The following is a 26,208-nucleotide window of genomic DNA, read 5'->3' on the forward strand; positions in this document are numbered from 1 at the left end:
TCTTTTGCTTCAGCCCGGCGTCTGGTCCGTGCCATATCTTCAACCTTGTTCGAGCAGGCGTCGCAGTCCGTCCTCGTCGAGGATCGCCACGCCGAGTTCTTCCGCCTTCGCGAGCTTGGAACCGGCTTCCGCGCCCGCAACCACGTAATCCGTCTTCTTCGATACCGACCCGCTGACCTTGCCGCCATGCGTCTCGATCAGGGCCTTCGCCTCGTCCCGGCTCATCGCCGGTAGCGTGCCGGTCAACACGAAGACCTTGCCGCTCGCACTGCCCGTGGCCGGAGCCGCGGGCTCACCCTCTTCCCACGTCACCCCCGCCGCGCGCAACTGCTCGATCACCTCGCGGTTGTGCGCTTCGGCAAGGAAGCCGGCAATGCTCTGTGCGACCACCGGTCCGACGTCGCGCACCTCCAACAACTGCTCCGGCGTCGCAGCCATCAGCGCGTCCAGCGAGCCGAAATGCCGCGCCAGATCCTTTGCCGTGGCCTCGCCGACATTGCGGATGCCGAGCGCGAAGATGAAGCGCGCCAGCGCCGTGTGCCGGCTCTTCTCGATTGCCGCGAGCAGGTTGGCCGCCGACTTCTCGGCCATGCGCGGCAGATTCGCCAGTGCCAGCACGCCCAGCTTGTACAGATCCGCCGGCGTCTTCACGATGCCCGCCTCGACGAGCTGGTCGACCAGCTTGTCGCCCAGCCCCTCGATGTCCATCGCGCGCCGCCCGGCGAAATGCAGCAGGGCCTGCTTGCGCTGCGCGGGACAGAACAGCCCGCCCGTGCAGCGCGCCACCACCTCGTCCTCGGCCTTCTCGACGTGCGACGCGCACACGGGGCAGCGCGTCGGCATTACGAAGGCTTGCTCACTGCCCGTGCGCCGCTCGACGACCGGACCGACGACCTCAGGTATAACGTCGCCGGCCCGCCGTACGATGACCTGATCGCCGATCAGCACGCCCTTGCGCAGGATTTCCTCTTCGTTGTGCAGGGTCGCGTTGGTCACCGTGACCCCGCCGACGAACACCGGCTTCAGGCGTGCGACCGGCGTCAGCGCGCCGGTGCGCCCGACCTGTACCTCGATGCCGAGTAGCTCGGTGATCTCTTCCTGCGCAGGGTACTTGTGCGCGACGGCCCAGCGCGGAGCACGCGAGACAAACCCAAGACTTAACTGGTCCTCACGGCGATTCACCTTGTAAACAACGCCATCAATATCATAGGGAAGATGTGCACGTTTATCGCCGATGCGTCGGTAATAATCCAGCAGTCCCTCTGGCCCTCGAACCACTTCATTCGCGGGGGCTACAACAAAGCCCCAACGATTTAACAGTGCAAGCGTCGCTGCATGGTCGGGTGGATGTAGCTGTCCCTCAATTTCAGCCAATGCATAGGCGAAAAATCGTAGCGGCCGCTTCGAGGTAATCCGTGAGTCTAGTTGTCGCAAACTACCAGCAGATGCATTACGCGGATTAGCAAATATTTTTTCCCCGGCGTTCAACTGACGTTGGTTCAAGCGCTCGAAATCAGCTCGTTGCATTAGCACTTCGCCTCGAATTTCGGCTCTCGCCGGAGGGCGGTCGACGTGTAGATGAAATGGTATCGATCGAACGGTACGGAGGTTAGCGGTAACATCCTCGCCAGTACTTCCATCGCCTCGGGTTGCACCTCGTACAAATTCGCCTTTTTCATAAATTAACGTAATTGCAAGTCCGTCAAGTTTTGGCTCAACGGCATATTCAATCACTGAGCGATCGAGTGCCTCCCTACAACGTCGGTCAAATGCAATTATTTCTTCCTCCGTAAACGCATTTGCTAGCGACAGCATAGGAATCTTATGCGGCACTTGGTTAAATGCGGGCTGTGGAGGACTACCTACTCGCTGCGTAGGTGAATTCGGTGTAACGAGCTCCGGAAACTCTTGCTCCAGCGCCTCCAGCTCGCGGAACAGACGGTCGTACTCCGCGTCCGGAATCGTCGGCGCGTCGAGGACGTAATACGCATAATTGTGCGCTTCGAGCTCGCGCCGCAGCTGCGCGGCGCGCTCGAACACCTGGGCCGAAGCGATCATCAGGCCGAGAACAGGCGCTGCGCCACGGGGCCGCCCGCCGGCACGTCCCCGCTCGCCATTTGCCCCTGGAAGTGCTGGATCTGGCTGCGGATCATCGCCGCCGCCTCTGCGCCGAAGGGCGCGCGGTTGTCGTCGACGACCGTTCCGTGCAGCGCGTCGGCCATCTGCATGGCCTGGCGCATCATGCGCTCGAAGGCAAACACGCCGTTCGGCACGCGCGGCACGTCGATCAGCAGCGTCAGGCCGCTGGTGGCGAGATCGCGCATCTCTTCGGCGGCGAACAGCGCCGGTTCCATGTTGCTCAGCGTGTAGAGGGTAGTGCCCTCCTCGTCGCGCGCATGGAAGGAGCCATCCGGGCCCAGCGTCATGCCGTGCGACTCGGCCAGCGCGCGGATCTTGGTGCCGACGAAGGGCTGGCCGTTGCTGACGACGTTGATGCCGATCTGCACGTCCACGTTCGCGCAGAACTTGTCCAGCTCGGCCGCGTTGCGCAGCGATTCGCCACGCGCCGGCAAATCCGCCGGCACCGCGAGGAACTGGTCGGCCACACGTTGCATGCCGCCGGAGAAGTGCAAGAAATCGTTCTCGCTGATCGGGCCCTGACGGTCCACCGTCTGCATCGCCGCACAGAACCAGTGGAAGGCACCCGCGCTATGCGCGTCGAGGGGGCGCCACAGGTTCGCCGCATCGTCGAAGGCGAACCAGCGCACGGGCTTGGAAATCCCCGTCAACTGCTCGCTCTGCGCGGCCCACAGGCGTGGCGCCTCCAGCGGCTCGATCGCCTCGATGCGGATCACGCAGTCGATGCGCCGATCGACGGCATCCGGCACCCCCGGCGTCACCTTGCGCACGCCTGAATCATGCACCGCCGCAGGCGCACGCCGGTTTTCGCTGTCGGCCTCACCCATCGAGGGCTCCAGGCGCTCGCCGGCAACGGCGTCCGCTGCGCCGTCCGCCGGTTCCAGCAGCACGTCGCGATGGTCCGACCTGAAGGCCTGCTCCGCCTCGCGGCGGTGTTTGCGTTCCTGCCACTTGTTGTAGGCCACGATTCCGACGACCGAAGCCACCCCCAGCGCCGCCAAGCCGATCTGCAATTCGTTATCCATCTTCCTTCCCGTTGTCGGTCCCGCCGCATCGCGCAGCGAACCTCGCAATTCTCTGGGCTTCGCAATCCACCTTGCCGCAGCGCCCCCGTTCCAGGGCGCGGCGGCGCTCATGTTCAGGCCGCTGCCGGCTCCGCCAAGCGCAACGCCTCTTCCATATCGACTTCCACCACGCGCGAGACGCCCTGTTCCTGCATCGTCACCCCCACGAGCTGCTGCGCGATCTCCATCGTGATCTTGCTGTGGCTGATGAAGATGAACTGCGTCTGCGATGACATGCGCTTCACCATCTGGCAATAACGCTCGGTATTCGTATCGTCCAGCGGCGCGTCCACCTCGTCAAGCATGCAGAACGGCGCAGGATTCAGCTGGAACATCGAGAACACCAGCGCGATCGCCGTCAGCGCCTTCTCGCCGCCCGACAGCAGGTGGATCGAGGTGTTCTTCTTCCCGGGCGGCTGGGCGACGATCTGGATCCCCGCGTCGAGGATCTCGTCGCCGGTGAGCACCAGCCGCGCCTGCCCGCCACCGAAGAGCTGCGGGAAGAGCGTGCCGAAATGCTGCGTCACGGTATTGTAGGTGTCCTGCAGCTGCTCGCGCGTCTCGCGGTCGATGCGGCGGATGGCATCCTCCAGCGTGTCGATCGCCTGCATCAGGTCGTCGAACTGCGCGTCGAGATAGCCCTTGCGCTCCTGCGCGCTGCGCAATTCATCCAATGCCGCCAGGTTGACCTGGCCCAGTTCCGCGATTTCGCGCGCCAGCCGCCCGACTTCCCGCACCAACGAACCCTCGCGCAGGTCGGGCGCGAGCAGCGGCTGCAGCGCCGCCTCGTCGGCCTGCGCCTCGACCAGCCGCTCGTCGAACTGCGCCGCCGCGAGTTCCGCCGCCTGCACGGCGAGCCGCAATTCGGCAACCCGTCCGCGTGCGGGCGCTGCCTCCTGCTCGGTGCGCAGGCGCAGCTCCTCGGTCTGCCTGAGCCGCATCGCTGCTGTTTCCAGCGCGTCGCGTCGCGCCGCCAGCGCCGTCTCGCGGCTCGCGCGCAGTTCCAGCGCCTCCTGCAGCGCGTCGCGGCTGCGGCCGCTGTCGGTCGCGTCGAGCTCGTGCCGGCGCGCCTCGGTTTCCGTTGCGATCCGCCCCAGCTGTTCGCCAGCCAGCTGCAGGTTGCGCGCGATGTCGTCGAGCTTGCCCGCGCACTCGCGCTCCGAAAAGCGCGCCTCCTGCAATTCGCGCGCGAGGGCTTGCTCGAGCGAGCGCGTCTCGCGCAGCACGTTGTCGCGCTCCGCCAGCACCTCCTGCGCGCCGTCGAGGCGCTCGCGCTGCAGCTCGGCCAGCTCCGCCGCGCGCGCCTGCTCCATCTCCGCACGGGCGAGGTGTTCGCGTTCGGTGGATTCGAGATGGACGATGTCCTCGAGGTCGCGCGCGAGCTGCGCCCGGCGCTCCTCTGCGCGCTGCCGCGCCTGCGTGAGCTTCAGGAGCTCGACCTGCTCGGCATGCACCTGCTGCTGTGCCGCCTGCAGCTCGCGCCGCAGCACATTGCCGCGATCCTGCAGCTCGGCCGCCACCCCCTCGGCCGCAGTCAGCGCTTCATGGGCGATATGGGCCTCCATTTCGAGCCCGTGCTGCTGTTCCGCCAGACCGTCGATCTCGCGCTGACGCTCCATGACGCCGTGCGTGCGGCTGTCCGGCGCGTAATGCACCAGGGCGTGCCGTGTAAGGATCTGCCCGCGCGGTCCGACGAGGCATTGGTGCGCAGCGAGTTCCCCGCGCCGCTCGACCCACGGCTCCAGGCCGTCGGTGGCCAGGCAGCCGCACAGCCAGTCGGCGACGATCGGCCGGAGCCCTTCATCCACAAACGAGATCTTGTCCATCAGCGCGAACGTACCGGGCAGCGCCGCAGGCTCGGCGGCCGCCTCCACCCCGTCGCCGAAGGCGAGCGCGAAGGATCCCGGCGGCGCGTCGTCGAACATCGCGCGCGCCGCTTCACTCACGTCGCCGGTCAGCGCCGCCAGCCGCTCGCGCAGCACGGCCTCGACCGCCCTCTCCCAGCCCGGCTCGACCCGCAGGTCGCGCCACAGCGGCGGCAGCTCGGACAGCTTGTGGCGCTTCAACCAGTCACCGAGCTGTCCCTGCGATTGCACCTTGGCCTGCAACTGCACGAGCGCATCGCGCCGCGCCCGCAGTTCGGTGAGGCGCCGCTGCACCTGCCGTTCGTGCTCGAGCGCGGCCTTCAGCGCGGCCTGCGCCTCGGGCAGGCGCATCTGGACGGCGGCGAGTTCTTCCTGATGACCTTCCTGCGCCTCGCGCAGGGCTTCGAGCCGCGCCTCCTGCTGGGCGACGACGGCCTCGTCCGGACCTTCGATGCCGCCCGATTCACCCGCCAGACGCCCGCGACGCTGGTTCAATGCATCCATCGCGCGCACGGCGCTCGCGCGGTTCGCCTCTTCGACGCGCAGCTGCTGCTCGGTCTGCGCGAGTTCGCGGCGCGCCGCGGCAACCGTGGTATCGGCAGCCTGCCGGGCAGCCTCCGCCTCGGGCAGGCGCTCTGCGATCTCGGCATGGCGCGCCTCGGCCTGCTCGGCGCGCATCGCCGCATTGTCGAGCAGACCGGTCCAGCGCTCGCGCTCCGCCTCCAGCGCCGTCTGGCGCTCCTGCCAGTGCGCCTCGTCGGTCGCGAGCTGTGCGAGCCGTGCCTCCAGCCGCTTGCGCGCGTCGTCGAGATGGCGCAGTTCGGCCTCCAGCCGCGTCACCTCCGCCGACACGGCGAAGAGGTCCGACTGCGCGGCATGCGTCGCCTCGGACGCCTCGAAGTGCCCCGCGCGCGCTTCCTCGACGGCGTTTTCCAGTTCCTGCAGGCGGGCGCTGTCAGCCTCCATCTTCGACGACAGCTGATTCAGTTCGCCCTCGACCCGCGCCTGCTCGGCCCGCGCTTCGTTGCGTTTGAGCAGCCACAATAGCTGCTGGCGCTGCGTGTGCGCGGCGTTCAGGTCGCGGTAGCGCGCGGCGATCTCCGCCTGCACTTCCAGGTGGCCGATACGCTCGCCCAGCTCCATGCGGATGTCATCGAGGCGAGCGAGGTTGTCGCGCGCATCGGACAGCCGACCTTCGGTCTCACGGCGGCGCTCGCGATACTTGGTAACGCCCGCGGCCTCCTCGAGGAAGCCGCGCACCTCCTCGGGACGCGCCTCGATGATGCGCGAGATCATGCCCTGCTCGATGATCGCGTAAGCGCGCGGCCCGAGACCGGTGCCGAGGAAGAGGTCGATCACGTCCTTGCGCCGGACCTGGACGTTGTTGAGGAAGTAGGTCGACTCGCCGCTGCGGTCGAGCACGCGCTTGACCGAGATTTCCGCATAGCGCGACCACTGCCCTGCGGCGCGACCCTCGGCGTTGTCGAACACCAGCTCGACGCTCGCGCGCGACACCGGCTTGCGCGTCGTCGAGCCGTTGAAGATCACGTCCTGCATCGACTCGCCGCGCAGCGCGCTCGCGCGCGTCTCGCCCAGCACCCAGCGCACGGCATCGATGATGTTCGACTTGCCGCAGCCGTTCGGCCCCACCACGCCGACGAGATTGCCGGGGGTGAGGACGGTGGTCGGATCGACGAAGGTCTTGAAACCGGCGAGTTTGAGCTTGGAGAGACGCACTTCGGGACGGAGCCGGGTCGAATCGGAGCTGGAGTTGTGTCGGGCGCGGGCCGGCCGGGGCCGGCGAAAGCGCGTCATGATAACATCGCGCGCTCAATGCCCTTGCCTTCAGGCACAGGCGCATGCCCATCGAAACAAGCCGAAACAGTCCGCCGTGAATCCGAACCTCGACCGCCTCCAGCCCTATCCCTTCGAAAAACTGCGCGCGCTGCTCGACGGCGTCGTTCCCCCGGCCGACCTGAAACTGATCCGCCTGTCGATCGGCGAACCCCAGCACCCGACTCCGCCCTTCATCATGCAGGCCCTCACGGACAATCTGCAGGGGCTCGCGAACTACCCCGCGACGATCGGCGGCGACCCGCTACGCGTGGCGATCGCCGGCTGGCTGGAACGCCGCTTCGGCCTGCCCAGGGTCGATCCGGCGACCCAGGTGCTGCCGGTCAACGGCTCGCGCGAAGCGCTGTTCGCCTTCGCCCAGGCGGTAATCGACGGCAGCCGCCCCGGCGCCAAGGTGCTGAGCCCGAACCCGTTCTACCAGATCTACGAAGGCGCGGCCCTGCTCGCCGGCGCCGAGCCGGTGTTCCTCAACAACCTGCCGGAAAACGGTTTCGGCTCGGATTTCGACAGCATTCCCGATGCGGTGTGGCGCGACGTCCAGCTGGTGTTCGTGTGCTCGCCGGGAAATCCGACCGGCCGCATGCTCTCGCAGGCGGAATGGGCGCGCCTGTTCGAGCTGTCGGACCGCTACGGCTTCGTGATCGCCGCCGACGAGTGCTACTCGGAGATCTACTTCGACGACGACGCGCCCCCGGTCGGTGCGATGCAGGCCGCCCACGCCCTCGGGCGCAGCGACTTCCGCAACCTCGTGATGTTCTCCAGCCTGTCCAAGCGCTCGAACGTGCCGGGCATGCGCTCGGGCTTCGTCGCCGGCGACGCGAAGGTGCTGAAGGGCTTTCTGCGCTACCGCACCTACCACGGCTGCGCAATGAGTCTGCCGATCCAGGCCGCCTCGGTGGCCGCGTGGAACGACGAGGCGCACGTCGTCGAGAACCGCCGCCTGTACCGCGAGAAGTTCGACCGCGCGATGCCGATCATCGCGAAGCACCTGAAAGTGCAGCGTCCCGACGCCGGTTTCTACCTCTGGGCGCAGACCCCCATCGGCGACACCGAGTTCGCCCGCCGCCTGCAGGCTGCATATAATGTGACGGTTCTGCCGGGCAGCTTCCTCGCCCGGGAATCGAACGGCGTCAATCCGGGCGCCGGGTTCGTGCGAATCGCACTCGTAGCCGAAACTGCAGAATGCGTCGAGGCCGCCGAGCGCATCGCCGCATTCTGCCAAACTCTTTGAAATACAAACGGAAACCCCCCATGCAAGACCTGCAAAAGATCATCGACGAAGCCTTCGAGAACCGCGCCAGCCTGTCGCCCTCTTCGGCCCCCGTAATCGTGCGCGACGCCGTTGCCACCGTCATCGACGGACTGGACAGCGGCAAGCTGCGCGTCGCCGAGAAGATCGACGGCACCTGGACCGTCAACCAGTGGATCAAGAAGGCCGTGCTGATCTCCTTCCGCCTGCGCGACAACGAGGTGCAGTCGGCCGGCGCGCTGAATTTCTTCGACAAGGTGCCGACCAAGTTCGGCGACTACACCCCCGAGCAGTTCCGCGAAGGCGGCTTCCGCGTCGTGCCGCCCGCCGTCGCGCGCAAGGGCAGCTTCATCGGCAAGAACGTCGTGCTGATGCCGTCCTACGTGAACATCGGCGCCTACGTCGATGAAGGCTCGATGGTCGACACCTGGGCCACCGTCGGCTCCTGCGCCCAGATCGGCAAGAACGTGCACCTGTCGGGCGGCGTCGGCATCGGCGGCGTGCTCGAACCGGTGCAGGCCGGCCCCGTCATCATCGAAGACAACGTCTTCGTCGGTGCGCGCTCGGAAGTGGTCGAAGGCGTGATCATCGAGGAGAACGCCGTGCTGTCGATGGGTGTGTACATCGGCCAGAGCACCAAGATCTACGACCGCGAGACCGGCGAGGTCTTCTATGGCCGCGTGCCGTCCGGCGCCGTCGTCGTGCCGGGCAGCCTGCCCTCGGCCGACGGCAAGTACAGCCTGTACTGCGCCGTGATCGTCAAGCGCGTCGACGCGCAGACCCGCGCCAAGACCGCCATCAACGAACTGTTGCGCGGCGCCTGATCGCCCTTTCCCGGGCGGCCGTGCGCGGCCGCCCCGACACCGAAGTCCGCCCAACCACGCTCAGGAGAATCTCCGGATGATTTTCGACAAGCTGTTCCAACTGATGGCGGAAAAGCTCGCTTCGGACATCTTTATCTCAGCCGGCGCCCCGATCCACATCAAGATCCAGGGCATCACCATGCCGATCAACCAGCAGGTCATGGATCCCGCCATGATCAAGCGGATGATCTACGAGATGATGAACCCGGAGCAGATCGAGACCTTCGAGCGCGAGAAGGAGCTCAACCTGTCCTTCGGCCGGCGCGACTTCGGCAATTTCCGCGTCAACGTCTTCTGGCAGCGCCACAGTATCGCAATCGTGGTGCGCTACATCCAGGGCGAGATCCCCTCGCTCGAATCCCTGGGCCTGCCGCCCGTGCTGTCCGAAGTCGTGACCGAAAAACGCGGCCTGATCCTCGTCGTCGGCGCGACCGGCTCCGGCAAATCGACGACGCTCGCGTCGATGATCGACCACCGCAACCGCAACCGCTCCGGCCACATCCTCACGGTCGAGGACCCGATCGAATACCTGTTCAAGCACCGCAAGTCGGTCGTCAACCAGCGCGAGGTCGGCATCGACACCCTGAGCTGGCACGAGGCGCTGCGCAACGCGATGCGCCAGGCGCCCGACTGCATCCTGATCGGCGAAATCCGCGACCGCGAGACGATGCAGGCCGCCCTGTCCTACTCGCAGACGGGCCACCTGTGCCTCGCGACGCTGCATGCGAACAACGCCTACCACGCGCTGAACCGCATCGTTAACTTCTTCCCGCTGGAAAACCGTTCCCTGCTCTTCCTCGACCTTGCGGTCGCGCTCAAGTGCATCATCTCCCAGCGCCTCGTGCGCAAACCCGACGGCATGCGCATTCCGGCGGTCGAGATCCTCATGAACACACGCCACGTCTCCGAACTGGTAGAGCGCGGCGAACTGAACGAGGTCAAGGAAGCAATGCAGCAGAGCCTCGCGCCCGGGTCGCAGACCTTCGAGCAGGACCTGCACCGCCTCTACCGCGAAGGCATCATCAGCTTCGAAGAGGCGCTCGCGAACGCCGATTCCCCGACCAACCTCGCGTGGCTGATCAACAACGCGCAGATCAACGCTGCGCCCAGCGCTGAAGGTTCCGACGCCCCACCTTCGGTCGACTTCGAACCCCAAAACAAGAATGCCGACGGCACCTCGTTCAGCGAATTCGCGCTGCACCTCGACGACGGCCCGGCGCACTGAGTGCGCCACGCGTCCCCAACCCTGACCCCGGGGCGGCACCCGCCGCCCGATGGCAATGACTGACACCTCCCCGAACGCAACGTTCGCGCTCACCTGCGAACTCATTTCCCGTCCGTCGGTAACGCCCGAAGACGGCGGCTGCCTGGACCTCATCACCGCGCGCCTCGTCCCGCTCGGCTTCCGCTTCGAGCGCATCGACACTGGCGGCGTGTGCAACCTGTGGGCGCGCCGCGGCGACACCAGCCCCGTGCTATGCCTCGCCGGCCACACCGACGTCGTCCCGACCGGCCCCCTCGAATCCTGGACCTCGCATCCCTTCGAGCCGACCGTGCGCGACGGCCACCTGTACGGCCGCGGCGCCGCCGACATGAAGACCTCGCTAGCCGCCTTCGTGACGGCGATCGAACGTTTTGTCGCCGACCACCCCGACCATCGGGGCTCGATCGCGCTGCTGCTGACCTCGGATGAGGAAGGCATCGCCACCCACGGCACCGTCAAGGTCGTCGAGGCATTGACGGCCCGCGGCGAGACCCTCGACTACTGCATCGTCGGCGAGCCGACGTCGGTGAAGACGCTCGGCGACATGATCAAGAACGGCCGGCGCGGTTCGCTCTCCGGCACGCTGCGCGTCAAGGGCGTGCAGGGCCACGTCGCCTACCCGCAACTCGCGCGCAACCCGATCCACGAGTTCGCGCCGGCGCTCGCCGAACTCGCCGCGACGCGCTGGGACGAGGGCAACGAATTCTTCCCGCCGACGACCTGGCAAGTGTCCAACATCCACGCCGGCACGGGCGCGAACAACGTGATTCCTGGCGAGTGCGAAGTGCTGTTCAACTTCCGCTTCGCGTCGGTCAGCACCGCCGACGAACTCAAGCGACGCACCCACGCCGTGCTCGACCGCCACGGGCTCGACTACACGCTGGACTGGCATCTTTCGGGCAAACCCTTCCTGACCGGCCGCGGCAAGCTCGTCGAGGCGATCGGCGGCGCGATCCGCGAAACGGTGGGCGTCGAGACCGAGCTGTCGACCAGCGGCGGCACTTCGGACGGGCGCTTCATCGCCGACATCTGCAAGGAAGTCGTCGAGTTCGGGCCCGTCAACGCCACCATCCACAAGCTCGACGAACGCGTCGCCATCGACGCGATCGAACCGCTTTCCCTGATCTACGAACGTACCCTGCGCGCCCTCCTCGCGCGCTGACGAGACCGAGCATGACCGACCACTGCGAACACTGCGACACTGGCGAAGAGCACACGCACGAACACGAGAGCGGCCCGCTCGCCGAACTCGTCACCCTGCGCGACTGGCTGCGCTACGCCGTCACCCGTTTCAGCCGAGCCGGCCTGTTTTTCGGCCACGGATGCGCCGACGCCTACGACGAGGCCGTGTGGCTGCTGTTGCACACCCTGTCGCTGCCGCTCGACCGCCTCGAACCCTTCCTCGACGCCTGCATCACCAGCGATGAACGTGAAGCCCTGTTCGCGGTCATCGAGCGCCGCGCCGAGGAGCGCGTCCCGGCCGCCTACCTCACCGGCGAGGCCTGGCTGGGCGATTTCCGCTTCCACGTCGACGAACGCGTGATCGTGCCCCGCTCATTCTTCGCCGAAATGCTCGAAAACGGCTTCGCGCCCTGGATCGACGATGCGGAACGCGTCGGCAGCGCACTGGACCTGTGCACCGGATCCGGCTGCCTGGCAGTCCTGATGGCGCACGCCTTCCCTAACGCCCGCGTGGTCGGCGCCGACCTGTCCGACGATGCGCTCGAGGTGGCGCACCTCAACGTCGCCGAATACGGCCTCGAGGAGCAGGTCGAGCTCGTGAAGAGCGACGTGTTCGCCGGACTCGCGGGACGCCGTTTCGACCTCATCATCAGCAATCCGCCCTACGTCACCGCCGATTCGATGGAAACGCTGCCGGCCGAATACCTCCATGAGCCGCGGATGGCGCTCGCGGCAGGCGAAGACGGTCTCGACGTGGTGCGCCGCATCCTCGCCGAAGGCCGCGCGCACCTCAATCCCGGTGGCGTGCTCGCGGTCGAAGTGGGGCATAATCGTCATATCGTGGAAGCGGCCTTCCCCGACTTGCCCTTCGTGTGGCTGTCTTCCAGCGGCGGGGACGACATGGTCTTCCTGCTGCGCGCAGAGGAGCTGCCCGAAGCCCAAACCTGACGTCCGCGGGCGGCGGGACCGCCGGCGCCGCCGCCACGACTCGTCAGGAATGAGGAGGTGGTGGCATGGCTGGCGGCAGTTACGTCCTGCTGGTTGAAGGCGACCCGGACCATGAGGCCCGGGCACTTGCTTCACTGCGCGCGAACGGATTCGGCAACCGCTTCGTCGTCGCGCGAGACGGCATCGAGGCCCTCGCCTTCCTGTCCACCGAAAACGATCACCCGACGCCGAAACCGACGACCCAGCCGGCCGTTGTCGTGCTCGATCCCGACCTTCCCCGGATCGAGGGCCTCGAGGTGCTGCGCCGCATCCGGGCCGAACTCAGGACCTCGCTGATGCCGGTCGTAATGTTCGCCAGGTCCGGAACGCCGGAAGATATCCGCGAAGCCTACCGGCTCGGCGCCAACAGCTACGTGCGGAAACCCCTCGACGCGCAGGAGTTCGAGCGCGCAACCGCGCTGATCGCCCGATACTGGCTCGGCCTGAACGAATCGCCGGACAACACGCTCCGCTACTGAGGCTAAAGCGCGGCCCGGCGATTCTCTGCAGTCGCGTCAGGCCACTTCGTCGATCCAGGCTTGCTGGATGGCCTCCAGCACGCGTTCGCCGCAGTGCTGCGGATCGTCGTCGAACTCGGGAAGGGCCATCGCCCAGTTCATCAGGTCGACAAAATTGACGCGCGTCGGATCGGTCTCGGGGAACTTGTCCGCGAGCTGGATGGCGATCTCCTGAACCTCGGTCCACTTCATCAGTGCTTGCCCTCCCGGGCCATGTTGATGGTGTAGCGGGGGATCTCGACGACCAGTGGCGTTTCAGTGACGACCGCCTGACAGGAAAGGCGCGACTGCGGCTCCAGGCCCCAAGCCTTGTCGAGGAGGTCCTCCTCCTCTTCCTCGGCCTCGTCGAGCGCGTCGAACCCCTCGCGCACGATCACGTGACAGGTCGTGCAGGCACAGGACTGCTCGCACGCATGCTCGATCTCGATACCGTTGCGCAGCAGCGCGTCGCATATCGACGTGCCCGGCTCCGCCTCGATCACCGTCCCGTCCGGACAGAGTTCCACGTGCGGCAATACGATGATCTGCGTCATACCTGAATCTCATCCACCTTGTGACCCGCCAGCGCCGAACGGATGCTCTTGTCCATGCGGCGGGCGGCAAATTCGTTGGTCGCACGCGAGAGCGCATCCGTGCTGCGCTTGATCGCACGCGAGTCATGACCCACCGCGGTTTCGCGGGTTGCGGCGATGGCCGCGTCGATCGCCGCACGCTCGTCTGCACTCAACAGATCGCCGTCCTGTTCCAGCGCGACGAGGGTCGCCTCGATCACGCGGTCGGCCTCGACCTGCTGCTCGCGCAACGCGCGCGCGTCGATGTCCTCGGACGCACGCTCGACGCCGTCGCGCAGCATGCCGGCGATCTCGTCATCCGTCAGGCCATAGGACGGCTTCACCAGCACGCTGGCCTCGACGCCCGACGACATTTCCCGCGCCGAGACCGACAACAGGCCGTCGGCATCGACCTGGAAGGTCACGCGGATACGCGCTGCACCGGCCGCCATCGGCGGGATGCCGCGCAGCTCGAAGCGCGCCAGCGACCGACAGTCGGCGATGAGCTCGCGCTCACCCTGCACGACGTGGAAGGCCATGGCGGTCTGCCCGTCCTTGTAGGTTGTGAACTCCTGCGCCCGCGCGATCGGCAGCGTCGAATTGCGCGGCACGATCTTCTCGGTGAGCCCCCCCATCATCTCGAGGCCGAGCGACAGCGGGATCACATCGAGCAGCAGCCAGTCGTCCTCTTCCTTGCGGTTGCCCGCCAGCACGTTCGCCTGGATCGCCGCGCCGAGCGCAACGACCTTGTCGGGATCGAGGTTCGTGAGCGGCTCCTGGCCGAAGAACTCGGCCACTGCGCGCTGCACGTGCGGCATGCGCGTTGCGCCGCCAACCATCACGACGCCTTTGATGTCCTCGGGCGCGAGGCCCGCATCGCGCAGCACCTTGCGCATCGGCGCGACGGTCTTCTGCACGAGGTGCTTCGTCATGTCGGCGAACTGGTCCCGCGTAACGACGAGATCGACCTTTTCGCCGGACCCCAGCGTCGCTTTGATCGAGGCCTCTTCGCACGCGGTCAGCAATTCCTTCGCGTCGCGCGCCTTCAGCAGCAGACGGCGGGCATCCTCGCTCGAAGGCGGATCGATCTCGCTCTGGTCCAGCGCCCAGCAGAACAGCCGGTGATCGAAGTCATCGCCACCGAGCGCCGCATCGCCATTGGTCGCCAGCACCTCGAAGATGCCGCGCGAAAGCTTGAGGATGGACAGGTCGAAGGTGCCGCCGCCGAGGTCATAGACCGCATAGACCCCCTCCGCCGCGTTGTCGAGACCGTACGCGACCGCCGCCGCGGTGGGCTCGTTGAGCAGTCGCAGCACGTTGATACCGGCGAGTTTCGCCGCATCCTTCGTCGCCTGGCGCTGCGCGTCGTCGAAATAGGCCGGCACCGTGATCACCGCGCCCGTGAGTTCGCCGCCCAGGCTCGCCTGCGCGCGCGCGGCGAGAACCTTGAGGATTTCCGCCGACACCTCGACGGGCGACTTCACGCCCTGCACCGTGCGCAGGCGCAGCATCCCGCCCGCATCGACGAAGTCGTAGGGCATTGATTCGATGTAGGCGACATCCTTCACGCCGCGCCCCATGAAGCGCTTCACCGAAATGATGGTGTTCCTGGGGTCGGTCGCGTGCGCCGCCATCGCGCTGCGACCGACCTCGATCCTGCCGTCGGCGTGGTAGCGGACGATGGACGGAAGCATCGCACGCCCCTCCTCATCGACGAGGCACACGGCGATACCGTTGCGCACCGTGGCAACGAGCGAGTTGGTCGTGCCGAGGTCTATGCCTACAGCCAGGCGGTGCTTGTGCGGTTCGGTCGACAGACCGGGTTCGGCGATATGCAGAAGTGCCATCAGCTCTCCAGCGCCTCGAGGGCGTCGTCGATCTCGTGTTGTAGTTTTTCCATGAACATCAGGCGACGCACGGTTTCCGCGGCACCCGCATAGTCATGCTCGTCGTCACACTGCCGCGCGAGTTCGTCGAACACCTCGCGCGAATGCTGGCGCAGGCGGGTGTGGAGCTGCGCGAGTTCCTCCGAGTCACCCGCCGCCCGTGCCTCCTCGACCGCCTCGCGCCACTCCATCTGCTCCATCAGGAAGGCCGGCGCCATCGCAGTGTTCGTATGCAGCCCGGCGTCGACACCCATCAGTTCGAGGAGATAGGTTGCGCGCGGCAGCGGCTTGCGCAGCGTGCGGAAGCCTTCATTCACCTGCGTCGCCCACTGCATCGACAGCCGCTTCTCGCTGTCGGGCAGATGTGCGAAACGGTCGGGATGCACGCGCCCCTGCAGATCGTGGTACGCGAGCTCCAGCGCCGCCTCGTCGATACGAAACCGGCGGTGCAGCCCGAACAGCCCGAAGAAGTCCTGCTGGAGGTCGATGCTCATCGGATCCGGGCCGCCGCTTTCAGACGTTGAAGCTCTCGCCGCAGCCGCACGAGTCCTTGACGTTCGGATTGTTGAACTTGAAGCCTTCGTTCAGGCCCTCGCGGACGAAATCGAGCTCGGTGCCGTCAAGATAGGCCAAGCTCTTCTGGTCGATGACAACCTTCACGCCGTTGCTCTCGAACACCACGTCGTCCTCGTGCGTCTCGTCGACGAATTCGAGGCGGTAGGCCATGCCCGAACAACCCGAAGTCCGCACCCCGAGACGGATCCCGAAGCCCTTGCCGCGCTTGGCGATGAAGTTCGAAACGTGCTTGGCTGCGCTCGTGCTAACAGTGACGCTCATGATTCCGCCTCCAGGTTTCAGCCTTCGTGTTTCTTCTTATAGTCTGCCACGGCCGCCTTGATCGCGTCCTCGGCGAGGATCGAACAGTGAATCTTGACCGGCGGCAGCGCGAGTTCCTCGGCGATCTGCGTATTCTTGATCTCGAGCGCCTGTTCGACCGTCTTGCCCTTGACCCATTCGGTCACCAGCGAGCTCGACGCGATCGCCGAACCACAACCGTAGGTCTTGAACTTGGCATCCTCGATGACGCCATCCTTGCCCACCTTGATCTGCAGCTTCATCACGTCGCCACAGGCGGGGGCGCCGACCATGCCGGTGCCCACGCCTTCGTCCTCCTTCGAGAAGGCGCCGACGTTGCGGGGATTCTCGTAGTGGTCGAGCACTTTTTCGCTGTATGCCATTATCGTTCTCCTGTCTCAGGTGCTCAGTGGGCTGCCCACTGCACGGTATTCAGATCGACGCCTTCCTGCACCATTTCCCACAGCGGCGACAGTTCGCGCAGCTTGCCGATCTTCTTGTGCATGAGGTCGATCGTGTAGTCGATTTCCTCTTCGGTCGTAAAGCGGCCGATCGAGAAACGGATCGAGCTATGGGCGAGTTCGTCGTTGCGTCCGAGCGCGCGCAAGACATAGGACGGCTCCAGGCTGGCCGAGGTACAGGCCGAACCGCTCGATACGGCGATGTCCTTCACCGCCATGATCATCGACTCGCCTTCTACATAGGCGAAGGAAATGTTCAGGTTGTGCGGGACGCGGTGCTCGAGGTCGCCGTTCACATAGGTCGCCTCGATGTCCTGCAGCCCCTTCAGCAGGCGGTCGCGCAGCATGCGGATGCGCTCGTTCTCGACCTTCATCTCCTCGCGCGCGATACGGAAGGCTTCGCCCATGCCGGCGATCTGGTGCGTCGCCAGCGTGCCGGAACGCAGGCCACGCTCGTGACCACCGCCATGCATCTGCGCCTCGAGGCGAGCACGTGGCTTGCGGCGCACGTACAGCGCGCCGATACCCTTCGGACCGTAGGTCTTGTGCGCGGAGAAGGACATCAGGTCGACCTTGAGCGTCTGCAGGTCGATCTCGACCTTGCCCGTCGCCTGCGCCGCATCGACGTGGAACACGATGCCCTTCTCGCGGCAGATCTCGCCGATCTCGGCGATCGGCTGGATCACGCCGATCTCGTTATTCACGAACATCACCGACACGAGGACCGTGTCCGGGCGCAGCGCGTCCTTGAACGCGGCCATATCGATCAGGCCGTTCTCCTGCACGTCGAGATAGGTCGCCTCGAAGCCTTGGCGTTCTAACTCGCGGAAGGTGTCGAGCACGGCCTTGTGCTCGGTCTTCACGGTGATGATGTGCTTGCCCTTGCCCTTGTAGAACTGCGCGGCACCCTTGATCGCGAGGTTATTCGACTCGGTCGCGCCTGAAGTCCACACGATTTCCTTCGGATCGGCATTCACCAGCGCCGCGACCTGCTCGCGTGCATCCTCGACCACCTTTTCGGCTTCCCAGCCGTAGGCGTGCGAACGGCTCGCCGGGTTGCCGAAATGCTCGGTGAGCCAGGGGATCATTGCCTGCGCGACGCGCGGATCGACCGGCGTGGTAGCGGAATAGTCCAGGTAAATCGGAAACTTCAGCATCGGTACTCCTCCGTCGATCATTGAACCGCCACGGCGGTCAGATTGTTCAGTTCGCTCATCTGCTGCCCCAGGCAAGCCAGAAAATCGACTACATGCTTTTCCTGCGTGTCGCGCCCCAGGCTGACACGCACCGCGCCGCGCGCGGTCTCACGCTCGACGCCCATCGCCAGCAGGGTGTGTGACGGCTCCGGATTCGCGCTCGAACACGCCGATCCGCTCGCACATGCGAAACCTGCCCGATCGAGCCGCGCCACTAGGGTCTCGCCATCCATGCCTTCGGCGGCGAAGAACACGGTATTCGGCAGGCGCGGCGCACCGGCCGAGAAAATCCGCATGCCGTGCGCCGCCAGTCCTGCTTCCAGCGCATCCCGCAGGCCGCATAGACGGACATTTTCTCCGGACACACGTGCCGCTGCCAACTCGCACGCGACGCCGAAGCCGACAATCGCTGCGACGTTCTCTGTGCCCGAGCGCAGGCCGCGCTCCTGCCCGCCACCGGCGAGCAGCGGCGCCAATTCCAGCCGCTTGTCGACAATCAGGGCGCCCGCCCCCAGCGGTCCGCCGACCTTGTGCGCCGACAGCGTCATTGCATTGACACCCAGCGCGCGGAAATCCACGCCGATCTTGCCCAGCGCCTGGACCGCGTCGGAATGGAACCAGGCACCGGCTTCCTTCGCCTCGCGGGCGAGCGTCGCTACGTCCTGCAGCACGCCCGTCTCGTTGTTCGCGAGCATCACCGACACGAGGACGGGTTTCGCCGCCAGCACGGCCAGCCAGTCGGTGCGCTTGACCAACCCGGCACGATCGACGGCGATTTCACGCAGCGTCCAGTCGGCGCGGCGCAACTGCTTCGCCGGTTCGCGCACGCACGGATGCTCGATCGCGCTGATCGCGATCAGCCCCGGCTTCATCAGGCCGGCCGCGCCCTTCACGAACAGATTGTTCGCCTCGGTACCGCCACTCGTGAAGATCACTTCCGTCGCGTGGGCACCGACCGCCGCTGCGACCTGCGCACGCGCCTCGTCGACCGCGGCACGCGCCTGGCGCCCGTATTCGTGCCGGCTCGATGCGTTGCCGAAGCGGCTGCCGAGCCACGGCAGCATCGCGTCGCGCACGGCCGGCTCGAGCGGGGCAGTGGCGTTCCAGTCGAGATAGACGGGGGCGAACACGCTCGAACCGTCCCGTCAGGCCGCCGCTGCCTCGCGCATCGCGACCATCGCGCGCCGGCGCACGTCCTTGAGGACGCTCATGTCCGGATCCGGCTTGACCTCGCGATGGACCAGCGCGTTCAGCGTCACCGAATCGAGATACTCGTACATGCGCTTGTTGAGGTTCGCCCACAGGTCGTGCGTCGAACAGCGATGCTCGTCCTGGCAGTTCTGCTTGCCTCCGCACTGCGTCGCGTCAAGCGGCTCGTCCACCGCGACGATGATGTCGGCAACGGTAATGCGCGACATGTCGCGCGCCAGCCGATAACCTCCGCCCGGACCACGCACGCTGGTGACCAGCTTGTGGCGGCGCAACTTGCCGAACAACTGTTCGAGATACGACAGGGAGATTTTCTGCCGGTCGGCAATGCCGGCCAGCGTAACCGGCCCCTCGGCCTGGCGCGATGCCAGATCAATCATCGCGGTGACGGCAAAACGTCCTTTGGTGGTCAGTCTCATGTCGGAGCTCCTTCTGTCGCGGAGATTCTCGCCCGGGGGAATACCCGAACGTTTCGCTCAACTATACGGAGCCCGACAAAATCAGTCAACTAATCGGATTTCACTCAATCAACCATCTTCGATAGGCGCTCGGCGTCGAATTCGTCGCTCCTCTCGATCGCCACGTCGAGGTTGAATCCGGCCTTCTCAAGACGCTCCACCAGCATCTGGATGCGACGGTCCGTCTCGACCGCGTGATCGAGCAGTCCATGCAGCGCCTTGCTTAGCGGGTCGTCCATCTGCTTCGTCACGCCATAGGCGGAGAAGCCCATCTGCTCGGCCTTCTGCTCGCGAGCACGGTCGCGCGCGTTGTCCCGGTCCGGCTCGATGACGCGCGCAGGGTTGCCCACAGCGGTCGCGCCCGCGGGAACCGGCTTCACGACGACAGCATTGGATCCGACGCGCGCGCCATCACCGACCGTGAACCCGCCTAGCACCTTGGCGCCGGCACCAATCACGACGCCTTTTCCCAGCGTCGGATGACGCTTCGTCCCGCGATACAGGGAGGTGCCGCCCAGCGTCACCGCCTGATAGATCGTGCAGTCATCCCCGATCTCCGCCGTCTCGCCGATCACCACGCCCATGCCGTGGTCGATGAAGACGCGCCTGCCTATCGTCGCCCCCGGATGGATTTCGATACCGGTAAAAAAGCGGCTGACGTGGCTGACGAATCGCCCCACCCAGTAGAAGCCGCGCTTCCACGCACCATGCGCGAAGCGGTGCAGGAACAGCGCATGCACGCCGGGATAGCAGGTCAGCACCTCCCAGGTCGAGCGGGCGGCGGGGTCGCGTTCACGAACGCTGGCCAGATCTTCGCGCAGACGGCTGAACATGAGTTACTTGCTCCGGTGTCCCGTTTTTCTATTTCCGAGTATTTTACTCAGCTTTGCTTTCGAACGCACTAATGATGCCGCGGAGGATGTTCACTTCCTCCTTTTCGAGCCGTATGCGGCCGAACAGGCGGCGCAAGCGCTGCAACAGGCGCTTGGGATTTGCCGGGTCGTAGAAACCGCTGACCGTCATCGCCTTTTCCAGATGACGATGAAACCCCTCGATCTCCTCGAACGCAGCCAGGTCCGGGAGTGGCTCCGCGGGCGGAACCGGATGCAGCGCCGCCATGCGCAGCTCATAACACAGCAGCTGCACCGCGGCTCCGAGATTGAGCGATGAAAATGCAGGGTTTGCAGGAATCGTCACCGGCAGCGAGCACAGCGCAACCTCCTCGTTCGTGAGCCCGCTCGTTTCGTTGCCGAACACCAGTGCGACCTCGCCCTTGTCGGCAAACGACACCAGTTCCGGGGCCGCCTCGCGCGCATTGCGCACCGGCACCGAGCGCTCGCGCCGCCGTGCCGTGACGGCGGCCGACAGGATCGTGCCCTCGAGCGCCTCCTCGAGCGAGCCGACAACCCGCGCGGCCGCGAGGAGATCTCCAGCCCCGGAGGCGCGCGCCTCCGCCACCGGATCGGGAAAGGAGGCGGGTGCGACCAGCCAAAGCCGGCCAAGCCCCATCGTCTTCATCGCGCGCGCAGCGGCGCCGATGTTGCCCGGATGGCTTGTACGGGAAAGTACGATGCGGATGCGGTCGAGCGCGATGGCGCTGTTCATATTAAAATGCTTCGTTTTATTGGAATTCTTTCGAGCGGGACGCTCTCCGGGCCCCCGACTCCAGCGAGACCGACGCGCATGCACCCCACCCTGAACATCGCAGTGAAAGCCGCCCGCCGCGCGGGCTCCATCATCAATCGCGCCTCGCTGCAGCTGGACCAAGTGTCGGTCCAAGCCAAGTCCCCGAACGATTTCGTCACCGAGGTCGACCAGGCGGCCGAGGCCGCCATCATCGAGGTTCTGCGCGAAGCATACCCGGAGCACGGCATTCTAGCAGAGGAGTCGGGCGCGTCCGCGCAGTCCTCCGACAGCGAATACCAGTGGATCATCGACCCGATCGACGGCACGACGAACTTCATCCACGGCTTCCCCCAGTACGCGATCTCGATCGCGCTGACGAAGAACGGCGTGCTCGATCAGGGCGTTGTCTACGACGTGACGCGCAACGAGCTGTTCACCGCCACCAAGGGCCGCGGCGCCTTCCTCAATGACCGCCGCATCCGTGTTTCCAAGCGCGTCCGCCTGAACGAATCGCTGATCGGCACGGGCTTTCCGTTCCGCGAGTTCGACCACGTCGACGCCTACCTCGCGATGTTCAAGGACCTGACGCAGAAGACCGCCGGCATCCGCCGCCCCGGCGCCGCCTCGCTCGACCTCGCTTACGTGGCCTGCGGACGCCTCGACGGCTTCTGGGAGATGGGCCTGCAACCCTGGGACATGGCAGCCGGCGCGCTGCTGATTCAGGAAGCGGGCGGTCTGGTGAGCGACTTCGCCGGCGAAAGCACCTACATGGAAACCGGCAACGTCGTCGCCGGCAGTCCCAAGATCTTCGGGCAGATCCTGCCCATCATCCAGGCCCACCGCAGCGCTGCACTGCGGGCCTGAGCCTCCGCGGGCGGACCGGCCCTGCCCGTCCGCCCCGCCGCGACCATCGCCGCGAAAGTCACGACCCCCAATGAACCCCACTATCGAATCCTTTGCACAGCTCGAGCTGAGCCCCCCGATCCTCGAAGCCCTCGCCGGCATCGGATACGAAACCCCGTCGCCGATCCAGGCAGCCTGCATCCCGCACCTGCGCGCCGGGCATGACCTGCTGGGCGAAGCCCAGACTGGCACCGGCAAGACGGCGGCCTTCGCGCTGCCGCTGCTCGACCGCCTCGACCTCTCCGCCCGCAACCCGCAGGTCCTCGTACTGACCCCGACACGCGAACTCGCGATCCAGGTTGCCGAGGCCTTCCAGCGCTATGCGAAGAACCTGCCCGGCTTTCACGTGCTGCCGATATACGGCGGCCAGAGTATGGTCGTGCAGCTGCGCCAACTGAGCCGCGGCGCGCATGTCGTCGTCGGCACCCCGGGACGCGTGATGGACCACATCGAGCGCGCGAGCCTCAACCTCGGCGACCTCAAGACGCTGGTGCTCGACGAGGCCGACGAGATGCTGCGCATGGGCTTCATCGACGACGTCGAATGGATCCTCGAGCACGTCCCGGCGGAACGGCAGACCGCGCTGTTCTCCGCGACGATGCCGGACGCGATCCGGCGCGTCGCGCACCGCTACCTGCGCGAGCCGCGCGAGGTGAAGATCAAGACCGCCACGACCACCGTGACGACGATCCGCCAGCGCTTCTGCCAGATCGCCGTCGCGCACAAGCTCGACGCCCTCACGCGCATCCTCGAGGTCGAGGAGGAGTTCGACGCCGCGATCGTCTTCGTACGTACCAAGACCGCCACCGTCGAGCTCGCCGAGAAGCTCGAGGCGCGCGGCTATGCCGCCGCCGCACTGAACGGCGACATGACCCAGCAGCTGCGCGAACGGGTCATCGAACAGCTCAAGGGCGGCAGCCTCGACATCGTCGTCGCGACCGACGTCGCCGCGCGCGGCCTGGACGTGCCGCGCATCAGCCACGTCATCAACTACGACATCCCCTACGACACCGAGGCCTACGTTCACCGCATCGGCCGCACCGGTCGCGCAGGCCGCACCGGCAGCGCCATCCTCTTCGTCGCGCCGCGCGAGATGCGCATGCTGAAGGTGATCGAACGGGCGACGCGCCAGCCGATCGAACCGCTGCAACTGCCGTCACGCGAAGCCGTCGCCGACAAGCGCGTGACCGCCTTCCGCCAGCAGGTGGCGACGGTGCTCGAATCCGAAGACCTCGACTTCTTCCGCGAGGTCGTCGCCGGCATGGAGGACAGCCACGACGCCGACCTCCACGACATTGCCGCCGCCCTCGCCTTCCTCGCACAGCGCGAACGCCCCTTGCAGCTGCCGCGGAGCGCCGGCCCGGACATCGCCGCAGCCCAATCCGCCCCGCGCGCGGAACGCCCCCCGCGCGAAAACCGCGACGCCCTCCTGGAGCGCCGCCGCGACTTCGCCGATGGACGCCTGCAGCGCTACCGCATCGAGGTCGGCCGCAACCAGCAGGCGACCCCCAAGGACATCGTGGGCGCGATCGCGAACGAAGCCGGCATCGAAAGCCGCTTCATCGGCCAGATCAACCTGTACGAGGATTACAGCACCGTCGAACTGCCGGGCGACCTGCCGAACGACGTCCTCGACATCCTGCGTCGTGTGCGCGTGCGGCAGCGCCAGCTGAACATCCGTCCGCTGGACCACGACGAGGCGCAGCGCGACGCCGCGCGCCCCCGGCCCGGCCCCGGCCCGCGCTTCGGCGCGAAGCCCGCTCCGCGCGGCGAGGACGCGCCCCGCAAACCCTTTGCGAAACCGTGGGACAAGCCCGCCGGCAAACCTGGCGGCGATCGCCCGCAGGGCGGTAAGCCGTTCCACTCCGACCATCGCGACACGCAGGGCACTGGCTTCAAACCGGCCAAGAAGAAGCCGCAGCGCGATCGCTAAAAACGAGCTCTCAGGAGGCAGTTGACACCGCCAGATTACGACCTATAATGGCGGTCTTTCGCGGGAATAGCTCAGTTGGTAGAGCGCAACCTTGCCAAGGTTGAGGTCGCGAGTTCGAGACTCGTTTCCCGCTCCAGATTCTCGAAAAGGCTCCGTAAAGCCTTTTCACCCGATCGAGGCGTATCGGGAGTCAGAGCAGACAACTGGCGCGATAGCAAAGCGGTTATGCACCGGATTGCAAATCCGTGTAGGTCGGTTCGACTCCGGCTCGCGCCTCCAGAAGTACACGCGGGAATAGCTCAGTTGGTAGAGCGCAACCTTGCCAAGGTTGAGGTCGCGAGTTCGAGACTCGTTTCCCGCTCCAGTAATTGACAAAGGGAAGGTGCCGATGCACCTTCCCTTTTTGTCTTTCTGCCGCCCATCTTCATGTCCCCCTCCCGGCGACGAGCGCCCTCCGATCGGCCACGCATCGAGTTGCCGCAGAATGCCGTGCTTCCCGACTATCGCGACGGCGGCCTGTTCGGGCTGGCGCGCAGCGTGGGGACTTATCTCGATGGCCGCCCCTGGCACGCACCCGGACCGTCCGCACCCCTTGGCACGGAGAGCGCCCCGCGCAAGCTCGTCTTCATCCTCATCGACGGCCTTGGCGACATGTTCCTGCAGCGCACCAGTGCCAGCGGAGCACTCCTCGCTCACCGGACGGGCCGCCTCACCTCCGTATTTCCGAGCACCACCGCAAGTGCCGTCACGACGACGATGACGGGTCTCGCACCCGCATGCCATGGCCTGACGGGGTGGTTCATCCACGACCGGCGCTTCGGCGGCGTCATCGCACCGCTGCCAGCCATCCGGCGCGGCGGCGCCCCCCTGCGGGGCCCGCTGGCCGTGCCCCGGCTCTTCGCCTATCGCACACTCTTCCAGCGCCGCAAGCGTCCTGCGATCTTCGTCTCGCCCCGTGAACTGGCATTCACACCCTACTCGCGCCGTCACAGCCGCGGAGCAAGCACCCTGGGCTACAAGGGTCTGCAGGGAATGATCGACACAATCGCCGGGGCGATCAGGGAGAGCGGAAGCGACCCCGTCCTCGTGCATGCCTACTACCCGACCTTCGACGGCCTCAGCCACGCCTACGGCTGCAACTCGAAGGAGGTCATCACTCACTTCGAGCGCATCGACGCGGCCTTCGGGCAGCTCCTCGAACGACTGCACGGGAGCGGTACCGACATCGTCCTCACGGCCGATCACGGCTTCATCGACTCGCCGCCGGAGCGCGTGATCGATCTGGCCACCCTGCCCGGACTGCAAACCATGCTGGCAGCCCCGCTGTTCGGCGAACGGCGTGCCGCTTTTTGCTCCGTGCGCCGCGGAGCGGAACGCGATTTCGAGCTGCTGGCACGCGAGTGCCTGACGGGAAAGGCGATCGTTGCGCGTTCGGACGACTTGATCGGCCTCGGCGTCTTCGGCCCAGGCAGACCTCACCGGCGACTGCGGGAGCGCATCGGGACTCATGCGCTGATGATGGAACCGGGCTGGACGATTCGCGACCATGTTCCAGGCGAACAGGAACACGCGATGATCGGCGTTCACGGCGGGCTGTCGCCCGACGAAATGTGGATCCCTCTGGTCCAGGCGCGCTGCTGACGATCAGCCTACGCGCCGACAAAACCCTTAGTGCAGATCCTCGTCCGCCGGCAAGGGCAGAACAGCGATGCCCTCGTCCATCAGCTCGCTGACGTCGTCGCGCGTCGCACGACCGCGAATATTACGCGCCTCGCTATCGCCATGATGGATACGCCGGGCTTCGTCGGCGAAGCGATCGCCCACGTCCTCCGACTCCCGGCCGAGACGGCGCAACATCGCCATCGCCGCAGCAACCACATCAGCATCCGGCGCCACCGCAGCAGCTGGCGCCGCTTCGGCACCGGCCGGCAAGCTGGACTTTCTCTCCGGCACCGGGGCCGACGCCCCCGTGTTCACATACGGCGCACTGGGGCGCCGCGAAATCGTGGTCGATCCGCATACCGGACAGGACACCAATCCCCGATCGCGCTGCTCGTCATAAGCCGCCGACGAGGCAAACCAGCCCTCGAACAGGTGCTCATCGTCGCAGCTGAGATTGAGAACGATCACGTGAACTTCCGGACT

General features: G+C 66.1%; 24 protein-coding genes and 3 tRNA genes. 12 read left to right on the forward strand and 15 right to left on the reverse strand.

The window, feature by feature from the left end; all coding sequences use genetic code 11:
- Positions 1–39 precede the first annotated feature (39 nt).
- The 3 genes from ligA to smc all read right to left on the reverse strand — a co-directional run bounded on the left by ligA (position 40) and on the right by smc (position 6,805).
- Entirely contained in the window at positions 40–2,058 is a 2,019-nt protein-coding gene (ligA, locus tag AzCIB_RS13635; RefSeq protein WP_050416398.1) for an NAD-dependent DNA ligase LigA, read from the reverse strand.
- Complete coding sequence (locus AzCIB_RS13640) at positions 2,058–3,164, reverse strand: cell division protein ZipA (protein WP_050416399.1); 1,107 nt, start codon at positions 3,162–3,164, stop codon at positions 2,058–2,060. The genes ligA and AzCIB_RS13640 overlap by 1 nt, the downstream gene beginning before the upstream one ends.
- A 113-nt stretch (positions 3,165–3,277) precedes the next feature.
- Complete coding sequence (smc, locus tag AzCIB_RS13645) at positions 3,278–6,805, reverse strand: chromosome segregation protein SMC (protein ID WP_050418373.1); 3,528 nt, start codon at positions 6,803–6,805, stop codon at positions 3,278–3,280.
- A 154-nt stretch (positions 6,806–6,959) separates the two neighbouring features.
- On the opposite strand from smc, the gene dapC reads away from it, so the two are divergent.
- From dapC to AzCIB_RS13675, 6 genes are all read left to right on the forward strand, one after another.
- Entirely contained in the window at positions 6,960–8,153 is a 1,194-nt protein-coding gene (gene dapC, locus AzCIB_RS13650) for a succinyldiaminopimelate transaminase (protein ID WP_050416400.1), read from the forward strand.
- A 20-nt stretch (positions 8,154–8,173) separates the two neighbouring features.
- Positions 8,174–8,995: a 2,3,4,5-tetrahydropyridine-2,6-dicarboxylate N-succinyltransferase gene (gene dapD, locus AzCIB_RS13655; protein WP_050416401.1), complete on the forward strand. Its 822-nt coding sequence runs from the start codon at positions 8,174–8,176 to the stop codon at positions 8,993–8,995.
- 76 nt (positions 8,996–9,071) lie between these two features.
- Positions 9,072–10,259: a PilT/PilU family type 4a pilus ATPase gene (locus tag AzCIB_RS13660; protein ID WP_050416402.1), complete on the forward strand. Its 1,188-nt coding sequence runs from the start codon at positions 9,072–9,074 to the stop codon at positions 10,257–10,259.
- Positions 10,260–10,314: 55 nt separating this feature from the next.
- Positions 10,315–11,460 carry a succinyl-diaminopimelate desuccinylase gene (gene dapE, locus AzCIB_RS13665; protein ID WP_050418374.1) on the forward strand — a complete coding sequence of 382 codons (1,146 nt, stop codon included), beginning with the start codon at positions 10,315–10,317 and terminating at the stop codon, positions 11,458–11,460.
- An 11-nt stretch (positions 11,461–11,471) separates the two neighbouring features.
- A complete protein-coding gene (gene prmB / locus AzCIB_RS13670; protein ID WP_050416403.1) occupies positions 11,472–12,428 on the forward strand; it encodes a 50S ribosomal protein L3 N(5)-glutamine methyltransferase in 957 nt (318 codons plus the stop codon).
- 65 nt (positions 12,429–12,493) lie between these two features.
- The gene (locus AzCIB_RS13675) at positions 12,494–12,946 is read left to right on the forward strand and encodes a response regulator (protein ID WP_050416404.1); all 453 of its coding nucleotides are present in this window, start codon (positions 12,494–12,496) and stop codon (positions 12,944–12,946) included.
- A 36-nt stretch (positions 12,947–12,982) separates the two neighbouring features.
- Here the strand turns inward: AzCIB_RS13675 and iscX are convergent, their stop codons facing one another.
- The 11 genes from iscX to AzCIB_RS13730 form a co-directional block, all read right to left on the reverse strand.
- The gene (gene iscX, locus AzCIB_RS13680) at positions 12,983–13,177 is read right to left on the reverse strand and encodes a Fe-S cluster assembly protein IscX (RefSeq protein ID WP_050416405.1); all 195 of its coding nucleotides are present in this window, start codon (positions 13,175–13,177) and stop codon (positions 12,983–12,985) included.
- On the reverse strand, positions 13,177–13,518 hold the full coding sequence (fdx, locus tag AzCIB_RS13685) for an ISC system 2Fe-2S type ferredoxin (RefSeq protein WP_050416406.1): 342 nt from the start codon (positions 13,516–13,518) through the stop codon (positions 13,177–13,179). The genes iscX and fdx overlap by 1 nt, the downstream gene beginning before the upstream one ends.
- The gene (gene hscA / locus AzCIB_RS13690; protein WP_050416407.1) at positions 13,515–15,383 is read right to left on the reverse strand and encodes a Fe-S protein assembly chaperone HscA; all 1,869 of its coding nucleotides are present in this window, start codon (positions 15,381–15,383) and stop codon (positions 13,515–13,517) included. Before hscA ends, fdx begins: the two co-directional genes overlap by 4 nt.
- Positions 15,383–15,916: a Fe-S protein assembly co-chaperone HscB gene (hscB, locus tag AzCIB_RS13695; RefSeq protein ID WP_050416408.1), complete on the reverse strand. Its 534-nt coding sequence runs from the start codon at positions 15,914–15,916 to the stop codon at positions 15,383–15,385. The genes hscA and hscB overlap by 1 nt, the downstream gene beginning before the upstream one ends.
- A 19-nt stretch (positions 15,917–15,935) precedes the next feature.
- A complete protein-coding gene (gene iscA / locus AzCIB_RS13700; protein WP_050416409.1) occupies positions 15,936–16,259 on the reverse strand; it encodes an iron-sulfur cluster assembly protein IscA in 324 nt (107 codons plus the stop codon).
- Positions 16,260–16,276: 17 nt separating this feature from the next.
- A complete protein-coding gene (gene iscU, locus AzCIB_RS13705; RefSeq protein ID WP_018992301.1) occupies positions 16,277–16,660 on the reverse strand; it encodes a Fe-S cluster assembly scaffold IscU in 384 nt (127 codons plus the stop codon).
- Between the two features lie 23 nt (positions 16,661–16,683).
- A complete protein-coding gene (locus tag AzCIB_RS13710; protein WP_050416410.1) occupies positions 16,684–17,895 on the reverse strand; it encodes an IscS subfamily cysteine desulfurase in 1,212 nt (403 codons plus the stop codon).
- 17 nt (positions 17,896–17,912) lie between these two features.
- Entirely contained in the window at positions 17,913–19,064 is a 1,152-nt protein-coding gene (locus AzCIB_RS13715) for a cysteine desulfurase family protein (RefSeq protein ID WP_050416411.1), read from the reverse strand.
- A gap of 15 nt (positions 19,065–19,079) precedes the next feature.
- Entirely contained in the window at positions 19,080–19,562 is a 483-nt protein-coding gene (gene iscR, locus AzCIB_RS13720; protein WP_050416412.1) for a Fe-S cluster assembly transcriptional regulator IscR, read from the reverse strand.
- 104 nt (positions 19,563–19,666) lie between these two features.
- Positions 19,667–20,434, reverse strand: a complete 768-nt coding sequence (gene cysE, locus AzCIB_RS13725) for a serine O-acetyltransferase (RefSeq protein WP_050416413.1) — start codon at positions 20,432–20,434, stop codon at positions 19,667–19,669.
- A 43-nt stretch (positions 20,435–20,477) separates the two neighbouring features.
- Entirely contained in the window at positions 20,478–21,206 is a 729-nt protein-coding gene (locus AzCIB_RS13730; protein ID WP_050416414.1) for an RNA methyltransferase, read from the reverse strand.
- Positions 21,207–21,284: 78 nt separating this feature from the next.
- Between AzCIB_RS13730 and AzCIB_RS13735 the strand changes: the two genes are divergently transcribed.
- The 6 genes from AzCIB_RS13735 to AzCIB_RS13760 all read left to right on the forward strand — a co-directional run bounded on the left by AzCIB_RS13735 (position 21,285) and on the right by AzCIB_RS13760 (position 25,704).
- Positions 21,285–22,091: an inositol monophosphatase family protein gene (locus tag AzCIB_RS13735; RefSeq protein ID WP_050416415.1), complete on the forward strand. Its 807-nt coding sequence runs from the start codon at positions 21,285–21,287 to the stop codon at positions 22,089–22,091.
- A gap of 70 nt (positions 22,092–22,161) precedes the next feature.
- Positions 22,162–24,063, forward strand: coding sequence for a DEAD/DEAH box helicase (locus AzCIB_RS13740; protein WP_050416416.1), 1,902 nt, complete (start codon positions 22,162–22,164; stop codon positions 24,061–24,063).
- Positions 24,064–24,123: 60 nt separating this feature from the next.
- Positions 24,124–24,199 (forward strand) — tRNA-Gly (locus AzCIB_RS13745).
- 69 nt (positions 24,200–24,268) lie between these two features.
- Positions 24,269–24,342: transfer RNA gene (locus AzCIB_RS13750), tRNA-Cys, on the forward strand.
- A 9-nt stretch (positions 24,343–24,351) separates the two neighbouring features.
- Positions 24,352–24,427, forward strand: a tRNA-Gly gene (locus AzCIB_RS13755).
- A gap of 62 nt (positions 24,428–24,489) precedes the next feature.
- Complete coding sequence (locus AzCIB_RS13760) at positions 24,490–25,704, forward strand: alkaline phosphatase family protein (protein ID WP_050416417.1); 1,215 nt, start codon at positions 24,490–24,492, stop codon at positions 25,702–25,704.
- 27 nt (positions 25,705–25,731) lie between these two features.
- On the opposite strand, the gene AzCIB_RS13765 is transcribed toward AzCIB_RS13760, so the two are convergent.
- Positions 25,732–26,193: a DUF1178 family protein gene (locus AzCIB_RS13765; RefSeq protein ID WP_050416418.1), complete on the reverse strand. Its 462-nt coding sequence runs from the start codon at positions 26,191–26,193 to the stop codon at positions 25,732–25,734.
- Positions 26,194–26,208 lie beyond the last annotated feature (15 nt).

This window comes from Azoarcus sp. CIB, from assembly GCF_001190925.1.
Taxonomy (GTDB): Bacteria; Pseudomonadota; Gammaproteobacteria; order Burkholderiales; family Rhodocyclaceae; genus Aromatoleum.